Source organism: Pseudomonas sp. B22129, assembly GCF_044218875.1.
In the GTDB taxonomy this organism is placed as follows: domain Bacteria; phylum Pseudomonadota; class Gammaproteobacteria; order Pseudomonadales; family Pseudomonadaceae; genus Aquipseudomonas.
Genome location: NZ_CP162592.1, coordinates 1283170 through 1305386, shown reverse-complemented (window position 1 = coordinate 1305386; position 22217 = coordinate 1283170). Strand labels below are relative to the sequence as shown.

Sequence of the window (22217 nt, the reverse complement as noted above, 5' to 3'; positions counted from 1 at the left end):
TGAAGTTGTTGAAGAAATCTTCGAAAACTTCTGAAAATAATCACTTGACAGCAAATGAGGCTGCTGTAGAATGCGCGCCTCGGTTGAGACGAAAGATCTTAACCAACCGCTCTTTAACAACTGAATCAAGCAATTCGTGTGGGTGCTTGTGGAGTCAGACTGATAGTCAACAAGATTATCAGCATCACAAGTTACTCCGCGAGAAATCAAAGATGTAACCAACGATTGCTGAGCCAAGTTTAGGGTTTCTTAAAAACCCAAAGATGTTTGAACTGAAGAGTTTGATCATGGCTCAGATTGAACGCTGGCGGCAGGCCTAACACATGCAAGTCGAGCGGTAGAGAGAAGCTTGCTTCTCTTGAGAGCGGCGGACGGGTGAGTAATGCCTAGGAATCTGCCTGGTAGTGGGGGATAACGTTCGGAAACGGACGCTAATACCGCATACGTCCTACGGGAGAAAGCAGGGGACCTTCGGGCCTTGCGCTATCAGATGAGCCTAGGTCGGATTAGCTAGTTGGTGAGGTAATGGCTCACCAAGGCGACGATCCGTAACTGGTCTGAGAGGATGATCAGTCACACTGGAACTGAGACACGGTCCAGACTCCTACGGGAGGCAGCAGTGGGGAATATTGGACAATGGGCGAAAGCCTGATCCAGCCATGCCGCGTGTGTGAAGAAGGTCTTCGGATTGTAAAGCACTTTAAGTTGGGAGGAAGGGCAGTAAATTAATACTTTGCTGCTTTGACGTTACCGACAGAATAAGCACCGGCTAACTCTGTGCCAGCAGCCGCGGTAATACAGAGGGTGCAAGCGTTAATCGGAATTACTGGGCGTAAAGCGCGCGTAGGTGGTTTGTTAAGTTGGATGTGAAATCCCCGGGCTCAACCTGGGAACTGCATTCAAAACTGACTGACTAGAGTATGGTAGAGGGTGGTGGAATTTCCTGTGTAGCGGTGAAATGCGTAGATATAGGAAGGAACACCAGTGGCGAAGGCGACCACCTGGACTAATACTGACACTGAGGTGCGAAAGCGTGGGGAGCAAACAGGATTAGATACCCTGGTAGTCCACGCCGTAAACGATGTCAACTAGCCGTTGGAAGCCTTGAGCTTTTAGTGGCGCAGCTAACGCATTAAGTTGACCGCCTGGGGAGTACGGCCGCAAGGTTAAAACTCAAATGAATTGACGGGGGCCCGCACAAGCGGTGGAGCATGTGGTTTAATTCGAAGCAACGCGAAGAACCTTACCAGGCCTTGACATCCAATGAACTTTCTAGAGATAGATTGGTGCCTTCGGGAACATTGAGACAGGTGCTGCATGGCTGTCGTCAGCTCGTGTCGTGAGATGTTGGGTTAAGTCCCGTAACGAGCGCAACCCTTGTCCTTAGTTACCAGCACATAATGGTGGGCACTCTAAGGAGACTGCCGGTGACAAACCGGAGGAAGGTGGGGATGACGTCAAGTCATCATGGCCCTTACGGCCTGGGCTACACACGTGCTACAATGGTCGGTACAGAGGGTTGCCAAGCCGCGAGGTGGAGCTAATCCCATAAAACCGATCGTAGTCCGGATCGCAGTCTGCAACTCGACTGCGTGAAGTCGGAATCGCTAGTAATCGCGAATCAGAATGTCGCGGTGAATACGTTCCCGGGCCTTGTACACACCGCCCGTCACACCATGGGAGTGGGTTGCACCAGAAGTAGCTAGTCTAACCTTCGGGAGGACGGTTACCACGGTGTGATTCATGACTGGGGTGAAGTCGTAACAAGGTAGCCGTAGGGGAACCTGCGGCTGGATCACCTCCTTAATCGACGACATCAGCTGCTCCATAAGTTCCCACACGAATTGCTTGATTCATTGAAGAAGACGATAAGAAGCAGCCCGAAATTGGGTCTGTAGCTCAGTTGGTTAGAGCGCACCCCTGATAAGGGTGAGGTCGGCAGTTCGAATCTGCCCAGACCCACCAATTTTGTGTGGGAAACGCCTGTAGAAATACGGGGCCATAGCTCAGCTGGGAGAGCGCCTGCCTTGCACGCAGGAGGTCAACGGTTCGATCCCGTTTGGCTCCACCACTACTGCTTCTACGTTATGAAAGCTTAGAAATGAGCATTCCATCAGGTTGATGGTGAATGTTGATTTCTAGTCTTTGATTAGATCGTTCTTTAAAAATTTGGGTATGTGATAGAAAGATAGACTGAACGTTACTTTCACTGGTAACGGATCAGGCTAAGGTAAAATTTGTGAGTTCTCTTAGTTGAGAAATTCGAATTTTCGGCGAATGTTGTCTTCACAGTATAACCAGATTGCTTGGGGTTATATGGTCAAGTGAAGAAGCGCATACGGTGGATGCCTTGGCAGTCAGAGGCGATGAAAGACGTGGTAGCCTGCGAAAAGCTTCGGGGAGTCGGCAAACAGACTTTGATCCGGAGATGTCTGAATGGGGGAACCCAGCCATCATAAGATGGTTATCTTACGCTGAATACATAGGCGTAAGAGGCGAACCAGGGGAACTGAAACATCTAAGTACCCTGAGGAAAAGAAATCAACCGAGATTCCCTTAGTAGTGGCGAGCGAACGGGGACTAGCCCTTAAGTGGCTTTGAGATTAGCGGAACGCTCTGGAAAGTGCGGCCATAGTGGGTGATAGCCCTGTACGCGAAAATCTCTTAGTCATGAAATCGAGTAGGACGGAGCACGAGAAACTTTGTCTGAATATGGGGGGACCATCCTCCAAGGCTAAATACTACTGACTGACCGATAGTGAACTAGTACCGTGAGGGAAAGGCGAAAAGAACCCCGGAGAGGGGAGTGAAATAGATCCTGAAACCGTATGCGTACAAGCAGTGGGAGCAGACTTTGTTCTGTGACTGCGTACCTTTTGTATAATGGGTCAGCGACTTATTTTCAGTGGCGAGCTTAACCGAATAGGGGAGGCGTAGCGAAAGCGAGTCTTAATAGGGCGTCTAGTCGCTGGGAATAGACCCGAAACCGGGCGATCTATCCATGGGCAGGTTGAAGGTTGGGTAACACTAACTGGAGGACCGAACCGACTACCGTTGAAAAGTTAGCGGATGACCTGTGGATCGGAGTGAAAGGCTAATCAAGCTCGGAGATAGCTGGTTCTCCTCGAAAGCTATTTAGGTAGCGCCTCATGTATCACTGTAGGGGGTAGAGCACTGTTTCGGCTAGGGGGTCATCCCGACTTACCAAACCGATGCAAACTCCGAATACCTACAAGTGCCGAGCATGGGAGACACACGGCGGGTGCTAACGTCCGTCGTGAAAAGGGAAACAACCCAGACCGTCAGCTAAGGTCCCAAAGTTATGGTTAAGTGGGAAACGATGTGGGAAGGCTTAGACAGCTAGGAGGTTGGCTTAGAAGCAGCCACCCTTTAAAGAAAGCGTAATAGCTCACTAGTCGAGTCGGCCTGCGCGGAAGATGTAACGGGGCTCAAACCATACACCGAAGCTACGGGTATCACGTAAGTGATGCGGTAGAGGAGCGTTCTGTAAGCCTGTGAAGGTGAGTTGAGAAGCTTGCTGGAGGTATCAGAAGTGCGAATGCTGACATGAGTAACGACAATGGGTGTGAAAAACACCCACGCCGAAAGACCAAGGTTTCCTGCGCAACGTTAATCGACGCAGGGTTAGTCGGTCCCTAAGGCGAGGCTGAAAAGCGTAGTCGATGGAAAACAGGTTAATATTCCTGTACTTCTGGTTATTGCGATGGAGGGACGGAGAAGGCTAGGCCAGCTTGGCGTTGGTTGTCCAAGTTTAAGGTGGTAGGCTGAGATCTTAGGTAAATCCGGGATCTTAAGGCCGAGAGCTGATGACGAGTTAACTTTTAGTTAACGAAGTGGTTGATGCCATGCTTCCAAGAAAAGCTTCTAAGCTTCAGGTAACCAGGAACCGTACCCCAAACCGACACAGGTGGTTGGGTAGAGAATACCAAGGCGCTTGAGAGAACTCGGGTGAAGGAACTAGGCAAAATGGCACCGTAACTTCGGGAGAAGGTGCGCCGGTGAGGGTGAAGGACTTGCTCCGTAAGCTCATGCCGGTCGAAGATACCAGGCCGCTGCGACTGTTTATTAAAAACACAGCACTCTGCAAACACGAAAGTGGACGTATAGGGTGTGACGCCTGCCCGGTGCCGGAAGGTTAATTGATGGGGTTAGCTAACGCGAAGCTCTTGATCGAAGCCCCGGTAAACGGCGGCCGTAACTATAACGGTCCTAAGGTAGCGAAATTCCTTGTCGGGTAAGTTCCGACCTGCACGAATGGCGTAACGATGGCGGCGCTGTCTCCACCCGAGACTCAGTGAAATTGAAATCGCTGTGAAGATGCAGTGTATCCGCGGCTAGACGGAAAGACCCCGTGAACCTTTACTATAGCTTTGCACTGGACTTTGAATTTGCTTGTGTAGGATAGGTGGGAGGCTTTGAAGCGTGGACGCCAGTCTGCGTGGAGCCATCCTTGAAATACCACCCTGGCAACTTTGAGGTTCTAACTCAGGTCCGTTATCCGGATCGAGGACAGTGTATGGTGGGTAGTTTGACTGGGGCGGTCTCCTCCTAAAGAGTAACGGAGGAGTACGAAGGTGCGCTCAGACCGGTCGGAAATCGGTCGTAGAGTATAAAGGCAAAAGCGCGCTTGACTGCGAGACAGACACGTCGAGCAGGTACGAAAGTAGGTCTTAGTGATCCGGTGGTTCTGTATGGAAGGGCCATCGCTCAACGGATAAAAGGTACTCCGGGGATAACAGGCTGATACCGCCCAAGAGTTCATATCGACGGCGGTGTTTGGCACCTCGATGTCGGCTCATCACATCCTGGGGCTGAAGCCGGTCCCAAGGGTATGGCTGTTCGCCATTTAAAGTGGTACGCGAGCTGGGTTTAGAACGTCGTGAGACAGTTCGGTCCCTATCTGCCGTGGACGTTTGAGATTTGAGAGGGGCTGCTCCTAGTACGAGAGGACCGGAGTGGACGAACCTCTGGTGTTCCGGTTGTCACGCCAGTGGCATTGCCGGGTAGCTATGTTCGGAATAGATAACCGCTGAAAGCATCTAAGCGGGAAACTAGCCTCAAGATGAGATCTCACTGGAACCTTGAGTTCCCTGAAGGGCCGTCGAAGACTACGACGTTGATAGGTTGGGTGTGTAAGCGCTGTGAGGCGTTGAGCTAACCAATACTAATTGCCCGTGAGGCTTGACCATATAACACCCAAGCAATTTGACTACTCGAAAGAGCATCAGATTGCGGTGTGTGAAGACGAGATGAACCGAAAGTTCGACGTTCACAAAACACTGAAAGCTGTCACATACCCAATTTGCTGAAGCGAGGCATAAGCCACGACTCAGTACCCGAATTTCTTGACGACCATAGAGCATTGGAACCACCTGATCCCATCCCGAACTCAGTAGTGAAACGATGCATCGCCGATGGTAGTGTGGGGTTTCCCCATGTGAGAGTAGGTCATCGTCAAGATTAAATTCCAGAACCCCTGTTTGCTAACGCAAACAGGGGTTTTGTTTATGTAGAAGTCCATGAATTTCACCGGTGCGTTGCTGACGCGACGAACTGGTACACAGAATTTCTTGACGACCATAGAGCATTGGAACCACCTGATCCCATCCCGAACTCAGCAGTGAAACGATGCATCGCCGATGGTAGTGTGGGGTTTCCCCATGTGAGAGTAGGTCATTGTCAAGATTAAATTCCGAAACCCCTGTCTGCTCACGCAGACAGGGGTTTTGTCGTTCAGGGGCCGTAAAAATCGAAACGACTTCGTTAGCCCCCTTCGATGCACACGCAAAAAAACCAGCGCTCCGAGACAGGCGCTGGCTTGGTTTGAACGATAGCGAAATCAGAACTGGTAGCTTACCGTCGCACTAACGTTACGCTCTTCACCCAGGTAGCAGAAGTTCAGGCTGGCACAGGACGCCACATACGTCTCGTTGGTCAGGTTGTTGGCGTTCAAACGTACGTCCACGCCTTTGAACCCGACTTTACCCAAGTCATATCCGACCGAAGCGTCAAACAAGGTATAGGCCGGTACCTTCATCGTGTTCTCGGCGTCTGCCCAGCTATAACCGACGTACCGCACTCCGCCTCCAAACCGCAAACCATCCAGCGCACCGCTATTGAATTTGTAGTCTGCCCACGCCGACGCCATATGACGAGGCGCCTGCGTTGGAGAGTTGCCTTTGTTCTCGATCAGGTTATCCGCAGAGCTCAATGTACTCACCATCGACTTGGAGTATTTGATGTCGGTAAAGGTGTAGCTGCCCAGCAACTTGAGGTTGTCGGTGAGTTGCAGATGCGCCTCCAGCTCAAGGCCTTGTGAGCGAACAGCGCCTACAGCCCGATAGAAGTTTTCCTGAGGCAATTTAGTCGCCAGGTTTTCCTGATCAATGCGAAACCAGGAAGCTGTAAACAGGTTGTCCGTTTCCGGCGGTTGATACTTCAAGCCCGCTTCCCACTGCGTTCCATTGGTCGGCGCAAGAGGATTGCCGGCGCTGTCGGAGTAGGAGTTCGGATTGAAAGACTCTGAATAACTGACATACGGCGCCAGGCCGTTATCAAATAGATACAGCGCCCCCGCACGCCCCGTCAGCTTGGTACGTTTATCGCTGATTTCGGTACCCAAGGGGCGACCCGCTTCAGCAATGCGGTTTTCATCCGACGTCTCTACCCAATCCTGACGCAGCCCGAGTGAGAACCGCCACTTATCCATCTCAATCAGGTCTTGCAGATAAACGCCGGTTTGCTCTAGCCGCCGCAGGTAGCTGGTCGGGTTGTAATAGGAGATAGCAGAATTGCCGTAAACAGGGTTGAACGCATTGATTGGCTGCAACGAACCGCTGCTCCAATCCACCACTGTTTTACGCCGCTGATAGTCTGCCCCCATCAGTACAGTATGTTTAGTCGACCCGGTGAAAAACTCCGCCTGCAGCATGTTGTCGAGGATAAACGCATGCAGCTTCTCATCGCCTCCCGAGTAATAACGGTTCAGTTCATTGTTGGTGGGCGTGGTCCAGCCATAGGCGTACACCTGGTCCAGTTGCACCTTGGAGTCCAGATAGCGGAAGTTTTGCCGTGCGGTAAACACATCATCGAACCGGTGCTCAAACTGATAGCCAAACGACTGCTGGTCACGTTTGTAACCATCAACGCTTGGTTCTCCTTCGAAAAAGTGGCTGGAGATTCGGTTGCCGTTTCGCTGATGCAACGCGCCATCCGCCGGCATACCACCGTGATAGCCGCCGTCAGGGTCATGCTGAAGATAAGCCTGAAGTGTCAGCGAGGTATCCTCGGTAAAGTCGATACTCAGCGTGGGTGCCAGTGCGTAGCGCTTTTCTTTGGTGTGGTCGAATTGAGTGTCGGACTTGTCCGCTAACCCAGTCAGCCGATAGGCGATGCGCTTGTCATCGTCCACCGGCCCGGTGAGGTCAAAACCCATGCCCTGCTGGCCGTGGCTGCCGGCGCTTACCTGAACCTGGTGATATGGCTCGAACAGCGGTTTCTTGCTGGTCAACGCAACCAGGCCGCCGGGTGAGCTGCGTCCATACAGGACGGAAGACGGCCCTTTCAGAATGTCCACGCGCTCGAGAAAATACGGGTCCACCTGCATCGTGCTGTAAGTGCCGCTATCCCCCATGGACTTCAACCCATCAAGGTAGATGTTATCCACAGAGCCATCGTTGAAACCGCGCATGGCTACGTAGTCATAGCGATGGGTCGCACCATAGGGGTTGGTCAGCACGCCAGGGGTGTAGCGCATGGCTTGGGCAACCGTCTGGGAGCCCTGATCGTCCATCTGCTCGCGCGTTACCACGGACACGGTTTGCGACGTCTCCAGCAGGGCGGTGCTGGTTTTGGTGGCGATCTGGCTGTGGGTCGCGTTGTAGCCTTCCGTGCTTCCCAAGGCATTGCCCAGTGCGAAGCCTTTGATATCGGTGGCGGGCAGCGTCAATGTGCTGCTTTCCTGCTGCGCTCGCAGAATAAAACTGACACTGTCCTGCGAATCAGCCCGCAACCCCGAGCCGGTGAGTACATGATCCAAACCCTGTTCGGTCGAGTATTCGCCATGAAGCCCGGCGGATGTGCGGCCCTGAGTCTGCGCAGGTGTGCTGGAAAGGGTAATGCCCGCCTTACGGGCGAACTGATTGAGTACATCACTCAGTGGGCCGGCAGGAATGTCGTAGCGTTGGTTGACCCGCTCAATACCTGCTTGCGCAGCCATAACAGCGATTGGAGCAACGCCAATACCGATGGCACTCGATAACACTGCCGCGCGCACGGCTATGGCCAAAAGAGGATGGGAAGCGTCTGAAGATTCGCGAAGAAAACACACAGTCATGATCAGGGTCCGTTGAGGCCGGTGAAGGCAGATTGAAGGCTTACTGTCTAAGCCGGGCTCACGGAAAAAAGCCGCCAAAAAAAGTCAGGCCAAGTGCTCCAGGCTCACCCACCATCGTGTTCGGTAGCGCACTTGAACGGGCAGTGTTTGAGCGAGCACTGCCAATAGCTTGTCTGTGTCCTCCAGGCGGAAAACACCGGACAACCGCAAGCCGGCGATATCTGCCGAACAGCCCAGGTAGCCATGCCGGTAACGCCCGACCTCAGCAAGGAACTCATCGAGACGTATACCCCGTGTCACGATCAGTCCATCGGCCCAGGCCCCCATATCCATGTCTGGGGAGGGCGTGAGAATGGCCCGACGCTCTTGCACCCGGTAACTTTCACCGGTGTGAACTTGCGTCGACAGCCCATCTGCCCTGTGCGGCGAATGAATAGCCACGTTGCCGCTGACCACGGTTAGCCGCGTGCAGTCTCTGTCCTGACGCACCGCAAAACGCCCGTCGATCCCTTCGAGCACGCTGTGCCGAGTGTTGACTAGCAGTGGCACTGGCGACACAGCACCGCAGGTCACCAGGATTTCGCCGCGAACCAGCGTGATCAGGCGTTCTTGCGAACTGAAGTTCAGATCCACCGCAGTGTCGGTATTGAGCTGCAGGCGAGTGCCGTCCGGCAGTTGAACGCTCCGTCGCTCGCCCGTTGCGGTCGCCAGGTCGGACGTCCAGCGTGGCCAACCGGTAAGGTCTCGACCCATCCAGGCCGCCGATCCCATCAGCACTGCGCCCGACAACACCTTCAGTGCCTGGCGTCGGCCCAAGCCTTGTGCGCTGTTTTCCAGCGCCGCCTGCGCTCCGGGAATCGTCGTCAACTGGCTGCTCAACTCCTGTTGCAGAGCCTGCACCCGTTGCCAGGCCAGCTCATGTTCACCGTGAGCTGCGCGCCAGTGTTCGCACTGCGCCTGCAGGCGCACGTTGGCACGGTTATTACGCAAGCGCAGTGCCCAACTGATGGCCTGCCTGACCACCAAAGGGTCAGGTTTCATAACGCACGATGTAGCAGTGATAGAGCGCGTCTGCGACGTACCTTTCTACGGAGCGCAGCGAAACACCCATCTGTTGCGCAATCTGTTTGTAGGTAAGCCCGTCACACTGAGCCAATAGAAACGCCTTGCGTACTTTCGGCCTCAACCCGTCCAACAGGCGGGAGATTTCCTCCAGAAGCTCCAGCACCAACGCACGCGCTTCCGGGCTGGGGGCTAACGCTTCAGGCAGGTGGGCGATTGACTCGAGATAAGCGCGTTCGATTTCCTCGCGCCGCCAATGATCAATCACCAAGCCTCGGGCGATGGTACGCAGGAAGGCGCGAGGTGCCTTCAACTCAAAGCGTTCGGTCTTCTGCAGGAGGCGTACAAAGGTGTCCTGCGCAAGGTCTGCGGCATCGGCGGCGTTGCCCAGGCGGCTGCGCAGCCACGTGTGGAGCCAGTTGTGATGGGTGCTGTAAAGCGTCTGCACAACACTTTCACACGAAATGTACTCAGAAGACGGCATTCAAACAGGCCTGGCTAAACGCCACAAATGATAATTAGTCGCATTGTCTGAAAGGCCGAAGGATTTTGCAACTCTGAGCCGCAGAGTGCGACCGTTGGTCGGTATCCCACGTAAAAAATAGATGCTTCTCACAATTTTCTAAGATTTGCCGAGATGTGGCCGAAAGCCTGATGAGCCATGCGCGCACCGAAATAGAGCAGCCGACAGAGCTTGCCTATCCCGTTACATGGAATGTTCCACTCGGCACGCTCATCCCCCTTTGGCAAAAGAAGTCGATGAAATGAATCTCAAGTTCAGTCATAAAATTCTGTTGGCCGCGTCAGGCGTTGTGGTTTTGGCCTTCGCGTTATTCACGCTCTACAACGACTACCTGCAACGCAGCACCATCAAGCAAAACCTGGAGTCGTCCATTCAGCAATCCGGTGAGCTCACCGCCAGCAGTGTGCAGAACTGGCTCAGTGGCCGAATCCTGGTGCTGGAAAGCCTGGCGCAGAACGTTGCTCATCAAGGCAGTGGTGCCGACCTTCCAGGGTTGGTTGACCAGCCTGCTTTCACTTCGAACTTCCAGTTCACCTATGTCGGCCAAACCAACGGCGTGTTCACGCAACGCCCGGATGCCAAGATGCCTGACGGTTATGACCCACGTCAGCGGCCTTGGTACAAACAAGCCGTCGCCGCCGATAAAACCATGCTGACGCCGCCTTACATGGCAGCAGTGGGTGGGCAGATCGTAACCATCGCCTTGCCGGTCAAGAAAAACGGTGAGCTGTTGGGTGTCGTAGGCGGTGACCTGAGCTTGCAAACCCTGGTGAAGATCATCAACTCGGTCGACTTCGGCGGCATCGGCCACGCGTTTCTGGTCAGTGCAGATGGGCAGGTCATCGTCAGCCCTGACCAGGATCAGGTGATGAAAAACCTGAAGGACATCTACCCGGGTTCTAGCGTGCGCATTGAGAAGGTCAATCAGGATGTTGTCCTCAATGGCAAGGATCGTATTCTTTCGTTTACCCCGGTCAGCGGTCTGCCGGGTGCAGATTGGTACATCGGTCTGTCGATCGACAAAGACAAAGCCTACGCGCCACTCGGTAAATTCCGCACCTCGGCATTGATCGCCATGTTGATCGCGGTGGTCGCGATTGCCGTGTTGTTGAGCTTGTTGATTCAAGTACTGCTGCGCCCGCTCACCACCATGGGCGTCGCCATGCAGGACATTGCCCAGGGCGAAGGCGATTTGACTCGCCGCCTGGATGTCACCAGCAAGGATGAGTTTGGAGAAGTAGGCAGTGCCTTCAACCAGTTCGTCGAGCGTATCCACGCCTCCATTTCCGAAGTGTCTTCGGCAACACGTCAGGTACACGAACTGTCCCAGCGCGTGATGGCGTCCTCCAACGCCTCGATCATCGGCTCGGACGAGCAAAGTGCGCGCACCAACAGTGTCGCAGCGGCGATCAACGAGCTCGGCGCCGCCACGCAGGAAATCGCGCGTAACGCCGCAGACGCTTCGCAGCACGCCAGCGGTGCCAGCGAGCAGGCTGATGATGGGCGCAAGGTGGTGGAGCAAACCATCCTGGCGATGTCGCAGCTGTCGCAAAAAATCAGCTTGTCCTGTACCCAGATCGAAACGCTCAACGCGAGCACCGACAACATTGGCCACATCCTCGATGTGATCAAAGGTATCTCCCAGCAAACCAACCTGTTGGCGCTCAACGCCGCGATCGAAGCCGCGCGTGCCGGGGAGGCCGGGCGTGGCTTCGCCGTGGTGGCCGATGAAGTGCGCAACCTGGCCCACCGCACCCAGGAGTCCGCTGAAGAAATTCACAAGATGATCACGTCGCTGCAAGTGGGCTCGCGTGAAGCCGTGACCACGATGAACGCAAGCCAGACCTCCAGCGAAGAAAGCGTTGAAGTGGCCAACCAGGCGGGTGAGCGCCTGGTCAGCGTGACGCAGCGAATCGTCGAGATCGACGGTATGAACCAGTCGGTCGCTGCCGCCACCGAAGAGCAGACCGCCGTAGTGGAAACCCTTAACGTCGATATTAATCAGATCAACCTGCTGAACCAGCAGGGTGTCGCCAACCTCAATGAAACGCTCAAGGACTGTGATGCGCTTTCCCAGCAAGCCAGCCGATTGAAGCAATTGGTCGACAGTTTCAAGATCTGACCAGGGTTGTGCAGGGGCGAGGTCTCTCGCTCCTGCTGATCAGCCGAGTATCTGGCGAACGCTCTCCAACGCAGTGTCGATGAAGCCCTGCGCAAACCTTTCAAACTCGGCTTGCGTCATATCGACGGGCTCTCCGATAAGGGTCCAGGTCGCCTTCGAGCGCCTTGGTTCCAACGCTTCCACACGCATGGCAGCCCACAGCCGGGCGATACCCAAGGTGTTGTAGAGCGTGGTCCATGTCATGCACATGGCCTCTTCATCTCGGCTGTTGAGTTGCTCTACAACGCAATGGCCATCGCGGAAGTTTTTTTTGCGCAGTGCTCCTATACCCACACCGGTCATTTCGATGTGCGAAAGGGCAGGAATGAAGGCATCGAACCCCGCGAAATTGCCTACCAAATGCCAAAGGCCCGCGGCCTCGCAGGCCACTTCAATAGAGGCCACCACCGGTGTGCCTTGTGGGTTACGAATTAATGTATCGGGTTGCAACGGTTTCATGAGCGGGTCCTGGAGGCGGGCCGGAGAAAGCCAATGGCCTTGAGGTGTTCGCAGCCTTTGAGCAGCAGCGCCGGGCTTTGTTGCGGGTACTGCTCGCCCATCGCTTCCACAGCCCGGCGTGCGTTTTCGTGGCAAATCATGGCGGTGTCGCCGATATCTTCGGCGAGGTCATTCAGGTAGAAACCGACCACGCCAAACATCGCGTTATCGGGCCCTACCGTTCGCAGGGCTTTCTGCCAATGTTCGACGCTCACCCGCTGGAAGCAGTGGCCGGCCTGATGGAATGCATCGAGGTAGTCATCCCAGCTCAAGGGGTGTGGGTTGTGCAGGTTGAATATGTTTCGCCCCACGGCAAAGTGGCTGCATTGAAACGCAACGAAACGGGCAAAGAAGTCCACCGGCATCAAATCGAAGTTGGCCTTCAGGCTGGGAACCATGCCGAGTTGCAGCGAACCTTTAAGCATCAGCATCAAGCGGTTGTTGTGCGGCTGGCAGACCCCGCTGTCACTGTTGAAGGCGATGTTCCCCGGGCGATGAATGTTTACCCAGGCCCCTTGTTCGGTCGCTCGCCCCAACAACCGCTCGGCAACCCATTTGGAGAGGTTGTAGCCATTCTTGAGATAAAGCGGATGGGTCGCGACGGCTGGCGCTTCAAGGATGTTGCCGCAGGCATCGATATGGCTGCAGGCCGATAGTGTCGAGATGAAGTTGAAGACTTTTTTGCAATGGGTTTCACACAGGCGCAGGCACTCAAGCACCGGATCGACGTTGTCCCTGGCCAGCGACGCGTAGTCCAGCACATGGTTCACCCGCGCCGCGTTATGCACCAACACGCCGTGGCTTCGCGCGAGATGGTCATATACATCCTCGGTCAGGCCCAGGCGGGGCAGGCTGATGTCGGCGGCGTAGACTTGCACCCGCGCGAGGTCCAGATGTTCCAGGCGGTTCTCATGCAACGCCTGAGTAAAACGAGCCATCGCCGAGCAGCCCGGTCGCTCTCGCACCAGGCAGGTGACTTGTTGCGCGCCGGCCGCCAACAACGCCTGGACGATATGCACCCCGACAAAGCTGTTGGCGCCCGTGACAATCACTTTGCAGGGGTCGCCTGCGTGCGCTTCATCCAGCATTTCGAGGCTCAATGGCTGCGCCGCATCCTTTTCCATCTGGCCTGACGGCACGTTGGGCAGCGCTCCATCTTCGATCAAGGCGCTGAGCGTACGAATCGTCGGCGCTTCAAAGAAACGGCTCAACGAGATACTGCGGCCAAATTGCTCGCGCAATCGCAGCAACAGGGTCGACAGCAAGATGGAGTGGCCGCCCAGATTGAAAAAGCTGTCATCGATGCCAATATCTGCGTCAGGCACGCTCAACAACTCGCCCCACAACGCCACCAGCCGCGCTTGCATCGGTGTCAGCGCCGAGTGGCGCGCAGCGACAGGCGAGGCGTGTACCGGCATGGCCAGCAATGCCTGGCGGTCGATCTTGCCGTTGTGAGAGCAAGGCATCGCGGGCAGTTCGGTCCACACATGAGGGTACATATAAACCGGCAGCCGCTCCCGGGCATGCTGCTGCAGACTCGCCAGCGTGGCACCCGGCTCGGGCTGGGCAACAAAGCTGAAAATCCTGCGGTCCGCATCGATCACCACGACGACTTGGCGAAACAATCGGCTGCCGCGCAGGCATTGCTCGATCTCTCGGGGTTCGACCCGAAAGCCATGGATCTTCACCTGATCATCTCGCCGCCCGCCCAACTCGATCCCTTGCGTTGTCCACATCGCCTGATCGCCACTGCGGTACGCCGATAGCAAACTGCCGTCTGGCAGCGTTAGCCTGATGAAAGGATTGTCGGCTTGCTGCACAACGTTCACATATCCCAGGCTGACCCCAGGGCCGACGATGTACAGATCCCCCATGACCTCTTCATCCACCGGCTGCAGGTCATCATCGAGAATCAGCACCTGGCTGTTGGCGATGGGGCGGCCCAGGTTGCGGTTGCTGTCACCGGGCCGGAACCTTCGGTGAGTGACCAGCACCGTGGCTTCCGTGGGCCCGTAGAGGTTGTGCAATTGGCACTGGCTCGCCAACCGTTCGATCACCAGCGGCTCGCAGGTGTCTCCGCCCGTCAACAGGTGGGTCAGGCCCAACGGTTGATCCATTGGCAAAATGCCCAGCAGTGCCGGCGGCAGAAATCCGTGGCTCACACGTTGCTGGCGAATCAGGTCGATCAGTTGCCGAGGATCGTGCCGCTGATCTTCGCTTGGCACGATCAATTCGGCACCGGCGATCAAGGCCGGGAAAATATCGATCAGCGAGGAGTCGAAACTCAATGGCGAAAACTGCAGGACCCGGCTTTGTTCGTCCAACGCCATACAGCCACCCGCCCACGCGGTGAAGTGTGCAAGGTTGGCTTGGCTGAGCAGCACACCTTTGGGCTGCCCGGTAGTACCCGAGGTGAATAGCGCCATGCAGGGTGCGTCGAGATCAGGGCGGTTGAGCATCAGCGGTAACGCAGTGCTGGCCATTTCCCCCTTTCGGACATCCAGGGCTTTGAAGTTATTGCGCAAGGGGTGGTGCCCATCGTCCAGCAATACCCTGGCCCCGGTGCTTTCCATCATGGCCTGCTGGCGCAGTGGCGGGTGGTCAGGTGCAAGCGGCAGGTACACCGCACCGCAGCCCAGCACTGCGAGAATGCTGGCGTACAAATCAACGGATTTTTCCAGGCACACACCCACCACTGGAGGCGACTCGACGCCCTCGAGCAGGGGCCGCAGGCGTTGCTGGATCGACAGCGCCCGAACCTGCAATTGGTGATAGGTCAGCCTGCTGCCTGCGATGTTCAGCGCCGGCCGCTCGGCAAAGCGTTGAAGGCTGGCCTCCAGCCGTTCGATCATGGGCACTTGGGCCGCTTGTAACAGTGCTGGCTGTGCAGTGCGGTTGAACCGGTGCGCAAATGCCAGTGCGTCGAGGCCCAGCAAGCCGTGCTCGGGCCAAGTGTTTACCGTGGTGGTTGTGGCAAAGAAGCCCGGGTCCCTGGAGAAGCCGCTGATGAGCGAGGCCACCCACTCCACTAATGCGCTCGTCGCGCGCCGACACAGGCGCTGGCCATTACCGCTGGGCTCCCCGGGAATGGCTTGCACTGCCACAATGCGTTGGTCCTGGTCATAGCAGCGCAACTGTAAAAGAGGCAACCCACACTCGGACACGGGGCCGATACCCAGGCGCAGGTTGAGTCTTTGAGTCCCGCCGTTATGGGAGAGCGGTTCCTGGCTGCCATCGTCAATGAGCACGTCAGGGGCCTCGGTGACGTGGAGATGCCCGTAGGGTTCCAACCCTTTCTTGATGGCTCCCAAAGCCCGGCTGGTACCGCTCCATCCGATCGCAAGCTGCCTCATGCCAACCTCCACGATTCGGGAAGGTAGTCATCCAGTGAGCGAGCGACACTTGCCGTCTGCAGCACGCCACTGTGGCGCAGAAAACCCATGATGTTGCCAAGCAACGGGTGATGACGGGTGATGGGGAAATCCAGCGCCATGACGTCGTCCTGCAACGCTTGGCGAAGGGGGGCGCCGATGTCCAGGTGTTCGATCAGCTGCAGGTCGAACCGTTGTTGCAATTCGTTGGTCAGGTAATGCTGCAAAAAGACCGGCAATATTTCAGCGATGCTATCGCGGTCGGCCGGGCTTGCCGCCTGCCAGTAAATGCGCACCAGGTTTGTCCAGAATTGTGCGTGACGTCCTTCATCAAACAAGTGATCGGCCATCAGGCCGCGGATGGAAGACTTGATGCTGTCGTCCTTGGAAAACGCCGCTACGTCGTGGGTGACGGTGTTTTCGGCGATGCCGACGGCAATCAGTTCCACGGCATCGCGCAAGTGCGTCGGGGCCAAGGCCCGTGCGGCCTGCAAGGCGCGGCTGAGTTCGATTTCTGCGGGTAGAGCGAGCGGTTGTATACCGGTCATTGCTGCGGTTTGTTGCAGGAAGTCCAGCGCGACCAGCGCGTGGTAATCCTCATCCACCACGACGGTCATCGCGTCATAGCGGCAGGCGAGGGGGAAGGGGGGGGAGAAACGGTTCTTGGCAATGCTGCGGGCGGTCTTGTCGACGATCTCTGTTTCAAAGATCACAACGTCATTCAGGAATTTGTAAAAGCTTTGCGTTAATACAAAATCGCGCTGTTGCGAGCAGTGTTCAAGAAAGGTTGCGCTGAGCACCAAGGGTTGGCGACACACAGGAAAGATCAACTTGTCGTCGTCTTCCAGCTGACGCCGGGGGCGTGTGCGGATGGTGGCCCGACGCTCCCAATCGTCGGCAAAAGAGCGATAGTCGGCGGTGTTCATGGCTGTACCTCTTGCAGGGCGGCGCGCACGTCATCCCAGAAACTGATGCGGCTGCGTACTGCAACGAGCGCACTTTCGTTGGCCTCGGCTTGACGGGCCGGGTCGGTGCCGACCAGACGTTGAAGCAACTGCACGGCACCCGGCCCATGGTCTTGAGCATCCAGCTGGATATGGCGGGTGAGGTAATGGCAAAAGATCGGTGCCTGGCGGGCGATGCATGCGTTGCTGTGCAGCAGGCGTTCGAACATCGGCGCAATGACGCTTTCGCGGCCGTGCAGGAACGCGGCTGCCACGCAATGGGTGGGGGCGTTCAGAGCGATCTGCAATGTGCTGTCGACAAAACGTGCCACGCCTGGCGGCACATCGATCGTTTGCAAGGCCGCATCGGCTGCCATGCTCTGGCATTGCAGTTCAATGAAGCGCTTGATGGCGCCCGTGTCAGCGCCGACCTCGGCCATCGCGTCAAGATACAGCTCGAAGTGGCTGCAATAGCCTTTCGCCGGATGTTCATCTGACTCTTCGCCAAGCACAATTTCATTGATAAGACGTGCAGCGTGGGGGTCCGAGGGCGGCAGCCACGGGAGCTGCGTGCAGGTCAAATCCTGCTGCAGGCGTTTGGTCAGGGTCATGAAGTCCCATACCGCGAACACATGGTGCTCCATGAAAAGTTGTAACTTGTTAATTGAAGTTATTTCCATAAATAACGGATGGCTGCACAACTGCAGTTTTTTTTGTTCAAGTAAGTGTAGGTACATGGTTGATGCCTATAAGTTGTTGCGACAGCTCGGAAACAGTGAGGTGTTTTGTGGTTTTATATCGATGATTAATGTTCGCCCGCGCCGCCCGTGGCGCTCACCGGACGCAGGATTGCCCCGCCGGATGAAGTGCCTGATTTTAGGGGGGCGATAATAATCTGATTAAACGCTTTGAAGAGCCGATGAATGTATTAGATATTTTTTCGGAAAGGTTTTTATTGTAAGTAGATGGTTTTACTGGAAGTGTGAAGTTTCTTTAGTGCAGGTAAGACCGTTTAAATAAATGAAATGGGTTCAGGTGAATTAACGTGGGGCCCTCTCTGAACGGAGGCGGGCCCACATCGTAGAGGGACAGGCAACGGCTTAGTGCGCGCCCTTTTTTGCAGTGGCTTCAAGTCCGTTCAAGTAGGTAGTGATTACTTCCATCCCGCGCATCAAGTGATTGCGCAAGGTCAGGATGCTTTCATCGACTTTCTTTTGCGCCACCAGGTTCAGCAGTTCACGGTGATCTTCTTGGGACGTCTCGCCCAGCCCCATCGCCTCAAGGTTGAACCGCAGGAAGCGTTCCTCCTCATTCAAGCCGTGCTCGACCAGCTTGAGCAACCGCTGGTTGGGTGCCTTGCCGTAAAGGGACATGTGAAAAAGGCGGTTGAGGCGGCCAATTTCGGCGTAGTCTCGTTCACGCTCCAGCGCATTGATGAACGCGTCAGCTTCGGCGATGTCGGTGTCGGTGAGAAACGGGATCGACAGGCGCAACGCTTCGGATTCCAGCAACATGCGCAGGCCATAAGTCTCGGCGGAGTTATCTTCGATCAACGGTGCGACCACCGCGCCCTTGTGGGTGACCACATGCAGCAACGATTGCGCTTCCAGCTGGCGCAACGCTTCGCGCACCGGCATGCGGCTGACGCCGAACAGGCTGGCGAGTTCTTGCTGGCGCATTGCGGTACCACAGGGCAAGCGGCCATCGAGAATGGCATTACGCAAGGTTTCTTCAATTACGGCGCGAGCAAGATGGGCGGGAATAGGCCCACTGATTTTGATGCTGCTTAAAGGGTTCGGCTTCTGCGTCACGGTTACGCTATCCTCCTTTCTTGAATACAGTGTGTTTAATTGGATCCAATGCACACTAGAGAGGGTCCACACGCTTGTCAAACAACCAGAGTTTCCGTTTGTAAGGGCTTACAGGGCGCACTTTAAGCATCCCACAATGGGTAGTTATAAACTTCCTCCCATTGATGAATGATTGCACTGTGCCATTGTTTTTTGTTGATCGACGCTGCACCATTCCTTGAATTTCCGTCTCTCTTCACGGACTGAACGCCTTGGCGGTAAGTTTTATTCCCTCTCGATGCCCAAGCTGGCTACTTTCAGCGATTCTGTTGGCCGGCTTGATGCCTGGCGGGCTGCACGCCGATTGGGATTTCTCCCAGATCAGCCGCAAGGCCACCGCCTTGTACGGGCCGCTGGGGGAGGGCCAGCGGCGCATTGATGACTGGCAACGGCTGCTGGCGACTCAAAAGCAGGTCAGCGAGCAAGAACAGCTCAAGGTCGTGAACCTGTTTTTCAACAAGCAAATGACCTACGTGGAAGACATCGACCTCTGGCATGTGGTCGACTACTGGGAGACCCCCATCGAAGCCCTCTGGAAAGGTGCCGGTGACTGTGAGGACTACGCCATCGCAAAGTATTTCAGCTTGCGTCACCTGGGCGTCTCCAGCGACAAATTGCGCATTACCTACGTCAAGGCCTTGCGTCAGAATCGCGCCCATATGGTCCTGACTTATTATTCGACGCCCGACGCGATCCCGCTGGTGCTCGACAGCCTGATGGATGAAATTCTGCCAGCCACCCGTCGTACGGACCTGGTGCCGGTGTATTCATTCAACGCCGAGGGTTTGTACTTGCCCGGCGCCACCGGCAACAAGAAAGTCGGTGACACTAAACGCTTGTCGCGCTGGCAGGATGTACTGAGAAAAATGCGTGCGGAAGGCTTCCCGGCCGAGCCTGCCAACTAGGAGTAACTGATCGGTGTCTTTGTTCAAACAACTATTGATCGCAATCTGTCTGTTCCTGGTGATCGCTTTCAGCGGCAGCTTCATGGTCAGCCTGGAAAGCTCGCGCACGCAATACGTCAACCAGCTGCGCTCCCATGCACAGGACGCGGCGACGGCGCTGGCGCTGTCGCTGACACCCAATATCGACGACCCGGCCATGGTGGAGTTGCTGGTCAGTTCGATTTTCGACAGTGGCTACTACGCAAGCATCCGTGTGGTGGACCTGGCGACCGATAAAACCATCGTTGAGCGCAGCGGTATCCCCGACAACAACGGTGTGCCCAACTGGTTCGTCAAATTGATCGGCCTGGAACCGGCCGGTGGCGATGCACTGGTCAATCGCGGCTGGGAGCAGGCGGCGCGAGTGGAGGTGGTCAGCCACCCGATGTTCGCCCTGGCCAAACTCTGGCAAAGCGCGTTGGGCAGCCTCGGTTGGTTGTTGTTGTGTGGCGCGGTGAGCGCGGTGTTGGGCGCGCTGTTGCTGCGTCGGCAATTGAAGCCGCTGGACTACATGGTCAAGCAATCCCATGCCATTGCCCGCCGCGAATTCCTCAGCTTGCCTGACTTGCCGCGCACGCCGGAGCTGCGCCGCGTGGTGCAGGCGATGAACCAGATGGTGGAAAAGCTCAAGGCACTGTTCCAGGAGCAGGCGGAGCGCAGTGAAAAATTGCGCACCGAATCCTACCAAGACAACCTTACGGGCCTGGCCAATCGCCGTTACTTCGAGATGCAACTCAACGCCCGCGTCAGCAACCCCGAAGAAACCAACTCCGGCTATTTGCTGGTGTTGCGCGTGAAAGACCTGGCGGGGCTCAATCAACGCCTGGGCGGCCAGCGCACCGACCAGTTGCTGCAGGCGGTGGGCACACAGTTGTTGCGCCAGTGTGAGCCTTACCCGGAAACCCACAACCTCGTCACCCGTATTCGCGGGGGTGAGTTCGCCGTGCTGGCGCCGGGGCTGGTGCGTGAAGAGGCGCTGCAATTGGCGCAGAACCTTGAAAGCACCTTGCAAAGCCTGCAAGCCACCGGTGCCAGTGATGTCACGCCGGTCGCCTACATCGGCCTGGCGCCGTTCAACCATGGCGATGCACCGCAGGCGTTGTTGACGCTGGCTGACCAAGCCTTGGCCCAGGCCGAAGGGCAGGGTGACAGCAGTTGGGTGTGCCTCGACCACAGTGCGGCTGCCAGCGTCGGCGACGATCACCATGCCTGGCATAACCTGCTCGACCAGGCCCTGACCCAGCAACGCTTCCAGCTGTACTTCCAGCCGGTGGTCGCCAGCCAGGATCCGCAGTTGGTGCTGCATTACAAAGTGCTGTCGCGGTTGCAGGATGAAGACGGCCACACCATTCCTGCCGGGCGCTTCCTGCCGTGGCTGGAGCGCTTCGGCTGGTCGGCCCGTCTGGATCGCCTGATCCTGGAGCAAGTGCTCAAGCAGATGGCTGGCCACAACCAAAGCCTGGCGCTGAACCTCTCGGCGGCGACCCTGCAGGACCCTCAGGCGTTGAACAAAATCGTCGAGCTGCTGCGCCAGCACAGCAACCTGGGCCCGCGCCTGACTCTGGAAATCGGTGAAGAGCAATTGCCCGAACAGGCCCTGCTGGAACAGTTGACCCAGCGCCTGCGTGAGCTGGGCTTCTCCCTCAGCCTGCAGCGTTTCGGCGGGCGTTTCAGCATGATCGGCAACCTGGCGCGCCTGGGCCTGGCGTACCTGAAGATCGACGGCAGTTACATCCGTGCCATCGACCAGGAAAGCGACAAGCGCCTGTTCATCGAGGCGATCCAGCGCGCCGCACACAGCATCGACTTGCCGCTGATTGCCGAGCGCGTGGAAACCGAGGGTGAGCTGAAGGTGATTCGCGAGATGGGGATTTTTGGCGTGCAGGGGCAGTTGTTTGGTGAACCGGCGCCGTGGAAATAGCTCACTGACACCACGATCAAATGTGGGAGCGGGCTTGCTCGCGAAGGCGGTGTATCAGCAATACCTCCAGTGACTGACACTCCGCTTTCGCGAGCAAGTCGAATCGTCGCACCGCCGCTCCCACATTTAGATCGGGTTCGTCTGTAAAAATCAGATCAACCCGGTCTCTTCATCATTGATCAAATGGCTCAACCCACCCAGCGCTTCCCGCGCGTGGGTACGGTCCATCAGCTTGGCCTGGGCTGCGGGCGGCAGGTCCGTCACGCTGATAACCCCTTTGCGGGTCAGTACCTGGATCAAGTCGTCCAGCACCCGGATCATCTCCAGGTCGCTCTGCTTGAGCTGAGCCAGGCTGGTTTCCACCACTTCGTTGGCGTACCAGGCCTGAATCTCATGGTGATCGGCCGGCAGGGTTTCGGTCGACTCGGCAAAGGCGGCAGCCTCCACGCGACTCAATGCGCCCTGTGCATCACGTTGCACGTAAAACATAAGAACCCCTCGAAAATAAGCCACACGCCGCTACCAGCATAGGTCAACGGTGTGTTTATAGGCGCGAGTATGCGATGCAACCCTGCGCCAGGGCCAGC

Annotated in this window: 12 protein-coding genes, 2 tRNA genes and 4 rRNA genes; 9 read left to right on the top strand and 9 right to left on the bottom strand. The window is 56.3% G+C overall.

Annotated features, from left to right (window positions below; genetic code table 11):
• Positions 1 to 269 precede the first annotated feature (269 nt).
• The 6 genes from AB4P94_RS05865 (at position 270) to rrf (AB4P94_RS05840) (ending at position 5706) form a co-directional block, all read left to right on the top strand.
• Positions 270 to 1806, top strand: a 16S ribosomal RNA gene (locus AB4P94_RS05865).
• An 82-nt stretch (positions 1807 to 1888) separates the two neighbouring features.
• Positions 1889 to 1965: transfer RNA gene (locus tag AB4P94_RS05860), tRNA-Ile, on the top strand.
• A gap of 30 nt (positions 1966 to 1995) precedes the next feature.
• A tRNA-Ala gene (locus AB4P94_RS05855) sits at positions 1996 to 2071 on the top strand.
• Between the two features lie 247 nt (positions 2072 to 2318).
• A 23S ribosomal RNA gene (locus AB4P94_RS05850) occupies positions 2319 to 5210 on the top strand.
• A 155-nt stretch (positions 5211 to 5365) separates the two neighbouring features.
• Positions 5366 to 5481 (top strand): 5S ribosomal RNA (gene rrf, locus AB4P94_RS05845).
• Positions 5482 to 5590: 109 nt separating this feature from the next.
• Positions 5591 to 5706 (top strand): 5S ribosomal RNA (gene rrf / locus AB4P94_RS05840).
• The 16S, 23S and 5S rRNA genes sit together here with 2 tRNA genes alongside, the layout of an rRNA operon.
• 154 nt (positions 5707 to 5860) lie before the next feature.
• On the opposite strand, the gene AB4P94_RS05835 is transcribed toward rrf (AB4P94_RS05840), so the two are convergent.
• The 3 genes from AB4P94_RS05835 to AB4P94_RS05825 all read right to left on the bottom strand — a co-directional run bounded on the left by AB4P94_RS05835 (position 5861) and on the right by AB4P94_RS05825 (position 9902).
• Positions 5861 to 8356 (bottom strand): TonB-dependent siderophore receptor, encoded by a 2496-nt coding sequence (locus tag AB4P94_RS05835; protein WP_395609787.1) that lies wholly within the window; start codon positions 8354 to 8356, stop codon positions 5861 to 5863.
• A gap of 84 nt (positions 8357 to 8440) precedes the next feature.
• Positions 8441 to 9397: a FecR domain-containing protein gene (locus AB4P94_RS05830; RefSeq protein ID WP_395609786.1), complete on the bottom strand. Its 957-nt coding sequence runs from the start codon at positions 9395 to 9397 to the stop codon at positions 8441 to 8443.
• Positions 9387 to 9902, bottom strand: coding sequence for a sigma-70 family RNA polymerase sigma factor (locus tag AB4P94_RS05825; RefSeq protein WP_395609785.1), 516 nt, complete (start codon positions 9900 to 9902; stop codon positions 9387 to 9389). The genes AB4P94_RS05830 and AB4P94_RS05825 overlap by 11 nt, the downstream gene beginning before the upstream one ends.
• Before the next feature lie 280 nt (positions 9903 to 10182).
• Between AB4P94_RS05825 and AB4P94_RS05820 the strand changes: the two genes are divergently transcribed.
• Positions 10183 to 12063 (top strand): methyl-accepting chemotaxis protein, encoded by a 1881-nt coding sequence (locus AB4P94_RS05820; protein WP_395609784.1) that lies wholly within the window; start codon positions 10183 to 10185, stop codon positions 12061 to 12063.
• Positions 12064 to 12102: 39 nt separating this feature from the next.
• On the opposite strand, the gene AB4P94_RS05815 is transcribed toward AB4P94_RS05820, so the two are convergent.
• From AB4P94_RS05815 to AB4P94_RS05795, 5 genes are all read right to left on the bottom strand, one after another.
• Positions 12103 to 12561, bottom strand: coding sequence for an SRPBCC family protein (locus AB4P94_RS05815; protein ID WP_395609783.1), 459 nt, complete (start codon positions 12559 to 12561; stop codon positions 12103 to 12105).
• Positions 12558 to 15953 carry an amino acid adenylation domain-containing protein gene (locus AB4P94_RS05810; RefSeq protein ID WP_395609782.1) on the bottom strand — a complete coding sequence of 1132 codons (3396 nt, stop codon included), beginning with the start codon at positions 15951 to 15953 and terminating at the stop codon, positions 12558 to 12560. The genes AB4P94_RS05815 and AB4P94_RS05810 overlap by 4 nt, the downstream gene beginning before the upstream one ends.
• A complete protein-coding gene (locus AB4P94_RS05805) occupies positions 15950 to 16897 on the bottom strand; it encodes a diiron oxygenase (protein WP_395609781.1) in 948 nt (315 codons plus the stop codon). The genes AB4P94_RS05810 and AB4P94_RS05805 overlap by 4 nt, the downstream gene beginning before the upstream one ends.
• Positions 16894 to 17652 carry a DUF3050 domain-containing protein gene (locus AB4P94_RS05800; RefSeq protein WP_395609780.1) on the bottom strand — a complete coding sequence of 253 codons (759 nt, stop codon included), beginning with the start codon at positions 17650 to 17652 and terminating at the stop codon, positions 16894 to 16896. The genes AB4P94_RS05805 and AB4P94_RS05800 overlap by 4 nt, the downstream gene beginning before the upstream one ends.
• Before the next feature lie 363 nt (positions 17653 to 18015).
• Positions 18016 to 18726 (bottom strand): GntR family transcriptional regulator, encoded by a 711-nt coding sequence (locus AB4P94_RS05795; RefSeq protein ID WP_395609779.1) that lies wholly within the window; start codon positions 18724 to 18726, stop codon positions 18016 to 18018.
• A gap of 320 nt (positions 18727 to 19046) precedes the next feature.
• On the opposite strand from AB4P94_RS05795, the gene lapG reads away from it, so the two are divergent.
• Positions 19047 to 19670 carry a cysteine protease LapG gene (gene lapG / locus AB4P94_RS05790; RefSeq protein ID WP_254865877.1) on the top strand — a complete coding sequence of 208 codons (624 nt, stop codon included), beginning with the start codon at positions 19047 to 19049 and terminating at the stop codon, positions 19668 to 19670.
• A gap of 13 nt (positions 19671 to 19683) precedes the next feature.
• Positions 19684 to 21630 (top strand): cyclic di-GMP receptor LapD, encoded by a 1947-nt coding sequence (lapD, locus tag AB4P94_RS05785; RefSeq protein ID WP_395609778.1) that lies wholly within the window; start codon positions 19684 to 19686, stop codon positions 21628 to 21630.
• Positions 21631 to 21780: 150 nt separating this feature from the next.
• Here lapD and AB4P94_RS05780 read toward each other — a convergent pair whose 3' ends face one another.
• On the bottom strand, positions 21781 to 22119 hold the full coding sequence (locus AB4P94_RS05780; protein ID WP_016968775.1) for a hypothetical protein: 339 nt from the start codon (positions 22117 to 22119) through the stop codon (positions 21781 to 21783).
• Positions 22120 to 22217 lie beyond the last annotated feature (98 nt).